The organism is Microcoleus sp. T3_B1 (assembly GCF_036700445.1).
Taxonomy (GTDB): Bacteria; Cyanobacteriota; Cyanobacteriia; order Cyanobacteriales; family Microcoleaceae; genus Microcoleus.
In genome coordinates, this window is record NZ_JAUBOX010000037.1 from 65,574 (window position 1) to 70,759 (window position 5,186).

Here is a 5,186-nt window from a genome sequence, read left to right on the forward strand (position 1 = left end):
CCAATGCGCGATACCCCATGCCCCATGCCCGATGCCCGATGCCCCATTCCCAATAACTAATTATTATGACAAGACCTCTAACACCGGCAAATAAAACTTTAGAAAGGTCAGCTTGGACTTGGCAAGACGGTTTGCTGATTCTAGCCATCTTCTCTCTAATTTTGGTAATTGTCCAAACAGCTTCTCAATTCAGCAGTGACTACAACCCTAATTTCAAAATTGAGACTACCCTAAATGTCTTGCCAGCCTATACAGCCCAGAGTCTCTTACGCATGGCAGCAGCCTATTTTTTATCGCTGCTGTTTACCCTAGTTTATGCTTATTCTGCTTACCGCTTCCCCCTGGCAGCAAAAAAAAATTTTAATTCCCTTGTTAGACATTTTGCAGTCGATTCCGGTTTTATCTTTTTTGCCGGGAGTTGTTTTAGCGCTAGTTACTTTATTTCCCGGTCAAACAATCGGCGTAGAACTCGCATCGATTATCTTAATATTTACGGGAATGACTTGGAATATGACCTTTAGTTTCTATCAGTCGCTGTCCGGGATTCCGCGAGAACTTAAGGAAGCTGCTCAAGTTTATCGGCTCAATGCTTGGCAGCGGTTCTGGACGTTAGAATTGCCCGCTGGTGCGATCGGGCTGGTGTGGAACAGCGTCATGTCAGTGGCGGGCGGCTGGTTCTTTTTGATTGCGATCGAATCTTTTACCTTGGGGGAGAAAAACTTTAATTTGCCCGGGCTCGGTTCCTATTTGGGCAAGGCAGCCAATGAAGGTAATTTTGGAGCGATCGGCTGGGGTTTAGCAGTCTTAATTGGGGTGATTATAGCCATAGATTTTTTTATATGGCAGCCTTTGATTGCGTGGGTAGAAAAGTTTAAATATCAAGCGGTAGAAGCTACCAATGTACCGCAGTCAAACGTGTTAGATTTTTTAAGGCGATCGGCCACGCTGCGGGTTTTTAACTCGCGTATTTCGCCGCTCGGCGACAGTTTTGATCGCGGTTTGGCTAGAGCTTTTGCACCTGTTAATTTACCAACAAATCCCCGACAAAAAAGCCGCATCCGAAATTGGATAAATTGGATATTTGTTAGTGGGTTTGCCGTCATTGTACTTTGGGGAACTTGGGAAGCGGTGCTGCTGCTGCGGTTGTTGAGTTTGTCTGACTGGCAAAAAGTCATAGGAGGTGCATTTTTCACAGCTTTGCGAGTCATTTGCGCGCTATTTTTATCGCTGTTGTGGACAGTGCCGGTCGGAGTGGCGATCGGTCGAAATCCGCGTTTAGCTCAAATTTTGCAGCCATTAGTACAAATAGCAGCTTCTGTACCGGCAACCGCTTTATTTCCAGTGTTGCTACTAGCTTTAATTCACGCTGGAGGCGGCTTGCAAATTGGTTCTGTGGCGCTGATGATGTTGGGGACAATGTGGTATTTGCTGTTTAACGTTATTGCCGGCGCTCAATCGATACCTTCCGAGTTGTTTGAAGCGGCACAAGTTTACAAACTATCCCTAATCCAGCGCTGGCAGACTTTGATTTTACCGGGAATTTTCCCATACTTGATCACAGGAATTATTACCGCCGTTGGCGGTGCTTGGAATGCAAGTATTGTCAGCGAGTACGTGCAGTTTAAAGGTCAAATTGTTACTACAGAGGGTTTGGGAGAAACTATTTCTCAGGCTACGGCATCTGGGAATTTTCCTTTGCTGTTGGCTGCTACTTCTGTGATGTCGTTGTTGGTTGTATTGACGAACCGTTTGGTGTGGCGGCCACTTTACCGTTTGGCACAAGAAAAATATCAATTGTTGGTTTAAGTAAATCAATATAAAAAACCCCATACCAAAAAAAACGGTTGCGAGAATACATCTTGGTTTGGTGGTGAAGCCTCCACTAAGAAACTGGGTTGCTAACCCCGCCGATATAAATCGTATAACTGCAACCAGTGGCGTCAATAGGCTCTAAACTGGATTCAGGAAGGCGCGCAGCACAGGTTTAGGAGGGTCATCAATGACAGAAAAAAGTTATCAATCGTCTTCTCTACCCACCTACGCGCGAAAGGAACTGCGGGAATTAGTTCGATCGCAGTTAAGGGCCCTGTTGGAAGAAGGAGACTTTAAAGGAGCAAAAGCGATTTTGCACCCGGTGCAGGAAGCAGACATAGCTGAAGCTATCGAAGGTCTGCCAGAAACCATGCAAGTAATAGCTTTCCGCTTGCTTTCCAAAGACGAAGCAATCGCAGTCTACGAATATCTCGACTCCAGCGTTCAGCAGTCCCTCTGCGAAAAATTCAAACGCCAAGAAGTCATTGACATTGTAGACAAAATGTCCCCGGACGATCGAGCTAAACTCTTTGACGAACTGCCGGCAATATTAGTCCGTCGCCTGTTGGGTGAATTGAGCCCGACGGAACGAGAAGCAACGGCTCAACTTTTGGGTTACGAAGCCAGTACCGCCGGTCGGATCATGACCCCGGAATACATTTCTCTGAAAGAAAGCTTTACCGTCGCCCAAGCTTTAGACCGAATTCGCTCTTTGGCTAAAACTACCGAAACGATTTATTCTCTTTACGTCACCGACGCCGGACGCAGCTTGACAGGTATTTTATCTCTGCGGGATTTAGTCACTTCCCCCCTCGACAAAACTGTCGGCGAAATTATGACTCGCGAGGTAGTTTCTGTTCAAACTGACACGGATCAAGAAGAAGTAGCTAGGCTGATCCAGCGTTACGATTTTTTAGCTGTGCCCGTTGTAGACCGCGAACAGCGTCTGGTGGGCATCATTACAGTTGACGACGCGATCGACATTTTAGAACAAGAAGCAGCCAAAGATATTTATACCTTGGGCGGCGTCCAGTCCGGCGGCGACAATTATTTTCAGACCGATTTAATCACTGTTGCCCGGAAAAGGGTCGTGTGGCTGTTTGTTCTGCTTTTAACTAATACTGTCACCGGCGCAATTATTCGAGCTCAAGAAGATATTTTGCACCAAGTAGTCGCCCTAGCAGCCTTTATTCCCCTGCTGACTGGCACTGGAGGCAATGTCGGAGCTCAGTCCTCAACTGTTGTAATTCGCGGTTTGAACACTGACGAAATTACAGCAATGGGCCCGTTTCAGGTAATTGTTCGCGAGGGGATGGCGGGAGCGCTGCTAGGAGCTATATTGGGGACTGTAGCCACGGGCTGGGCTTATACTCTGCAAGGGAGTTTAGCAGTGGCACTCGCGGTGGGAGTGAGTTTGTTTGCGATCGCAATTTTAGCTTCTATTGCCGGTTCAGCTCTGCCGTTTCTATTTCGTTCTTTGGGTTTAGACCCCGCTTTAATGTCTGCTCCTTTTATTACCACCGCAGTTGATGTCCTTGGGGTCTTGATTTATTTCACTTTAGCTCGACTAATTTTGCAGATTTAATATATTTAAGTAGATTGGCATCAATAAAAAAACCATAGTAATTTTAAATTCGGTGATGTACAGCCTCCCAATGACTGATGACCAATGACCAATGCCCAATTCCCAATTCCCAATTCCCAATTAAGCTATGTCATCATCCAATTCACCAACCAAAATCCAAAATCCCAAGTCGAGCAATTGGTTAGAAACTGCTGAAGTGGTTTTTATTGCTGCCTCTGCTGTGGGATTGGCTGCTAGTTTGGTTTGGGGGCAGAGCGTTTATGCTCAAGTGCCTGTAGTGATTTCGTTGGTGTTGAATTTTGTGAACCGACAGAAGCTGCACAGGCAAGTTAAAGCAAGTACGGCTGCCACGTTCGATCGCGTAAATCAACAAGCAGCTACTACCGAGCGGGCGATCGAGGAATTGCAAATTGCTGTAAAGGCTTTAGACGAAGCACTTGCTCAAACATCTCGCGAAAACCTCAATGTTGCGCCTGGAGAAAACGTACACTCTCTAATTTCAGCCATTGAGAACCTGCGCCAGCGACTAATAATTTTAGAAAAAACTATTAAAATGATTCAAAGCGAGATCGAACTAACCAGCCGCCAATTCAAACAGCGGCCGGAGTTGCAACAAGTCGAAACTTTGACAACAATAATTCTCGACTTGCAGCAGTTTATCAACGAACTGCCACAGTGGGGGAATTTGCAGCAGCGGCAGCTAACAGAACTTCAGCAAAAAGTAGACAATGCTTTGGCTGAACTCTCAGAAGAAATTGCTGTGATTCCCAACCGCGTACAAGAGGCGCTAGCTAGTCGCGGTGGGGAAATTAACCCACAGTTGGGTTCTGGTTTGAATGGCGAGCAAAAGAATGGTTATCGACCTAAAACCCAGAATGAGAAAATTCGTCAGAAATATCCCAGAGCTTATGTCAAGTGGAGTCAGGATGAAGACGAAAATTTGAAGAAAGAATATGCGAGCGGTCAACAAATTGACGAATTAGCTCAGAGATTTCAGCGACAGCCTAGTGCCATTCGTTCGCGCTTACACAAGTTAGGATTAATCGAATAATGGTAATATCATTTCCGGTTACACCGGAATGAGGTTGACTGTTGACGGTTGACTGTTCACTGTTCGCTGTCAACAGTCAACAGTTAACTCGAATTTACTATTCCGATGCTAACGGATTTGATAAGTAGTTAAGCAAAATTAATTACATAATTATCTCCAAATTCTTTAAGAATTATTTCGACAGATGAAACAAGAGATTGCCAGGTAGAGTAGGCATCTATTTCGAGCCATTGATATTTGATAAACCGCCACAAAATCTCAATTAAATTCAATTCAGGTGAATAAGTAGGCAATTCAAATATAGTTAAACCGCGTTCTTTCCATTCTTCAATTTTCTCGAAAATGGCATGGCTAGTATGAATAGAAGCTTGATCTACTACAATAACGGTTGGCCGCTCCACCACAGCAAAGAAAGTATCTATGCAGGCGATGATTACAGAGCGAATTAATAGTCTGCTCTGAAACATAAGCATGAAGGTTGTTTTGCCGATTCATGATTCCCAAGACATTTAAACGCTTTGTTGTACGACTATCAATTGACAAATATTCACCAATATCTTGCCATCCATAAGGGACACAAGGGATGCCACAAAATCCGGACTCATCCAAATAGTATAAATCAATTTTTCCCTCATCTTCTAATTGTTTTAATTCTGACAAGTTTTCTTTTTTTTCCTTGTATTCTATGGGGTCTGGATTGCCGCCAACACCTCGACGCATCCTATGCCAACTCATCCT

General features: G+C 44.8%; 3 protein-coding genes and 1 pseudogene. 3 read left to right on the forward strand and 1 reads right to left on the reverse strand.

The window, feature by feature from the left end; all coding sequences use genetic code 11:
* Positions 1–315 precede the first annotated feature (315 nt).
* From QT990_RS20120 to QT990_RS20130, 3 genes are all read left to right on the forward strand, one after another.
* Entirely contained in the window at positions 316–1,806 is a 1,491-nt protein-coding gene (locus QT990_RS20120) for an ABC transporter permease subunit (RefSeq protein WP_333465675.1), read from the forward strand.
* Between the two features lie 193 nt (positions 1,807–1,999).
* Positions 2,000–3,397 carry a magnesium transporter gene (mgtE, locus tag QT990_RS20125; RefSeq protein ID WP_333102113.1) on the forward strand — a complete coding sequence of 466 codons (1,398 nt, stop codon included), beginning with the start codon at positions 2,000–2,002 and terminating at the stop codon, positions 3,395–3,397.
* A gap of 127 nt (positions 3,398–3,524) precedes the next feature.
* On the forward strand, positions 3,525–4,448 hold the full coding sequence (locus QT990_RS20130) for a hypothetical protein (protein WP_333147105.1): 924 nt from the start codon (positions 3,525–3,527) through the stop codon (positions 4,446–4,448).
* Positions 4,449–4,576: 128 nt separating this feature from the next.
* On the opposite strand, the pseudogene QT990_RS20135 reads toward QT990_RS20130, so the two are convergent.
* A pseudogene (locus tag QT990_RS20135) lies at positions 4,577–5,186 on the reverse strand (IS630 family transposase); the annotation flags it as partial.

Bases quoted from the DNA above. Each gene is read 5' to 3' on its own strand.
- mgtE (WP_333102113.1), top strand. From the start codon at position 2,000: ATGACAGAAAAAAGTTATCAATCGTCTTCTCTACCCACCTACGCGCGA.
- QT990_RS20130 (WP_333147105.1), top strand. From the start codon at position 3,525: ATGTCATCATCCAATTCACCAACCAAAATCCAAAATCCCAAGTCGAGC.
- QT990_RS20120 (WP_333465675.1), top strand. From the start codon at position 316: ATGCTTATTCTGCTTACCGCTTCCCCCTGGCAGCAAAAAAAAATTTTA.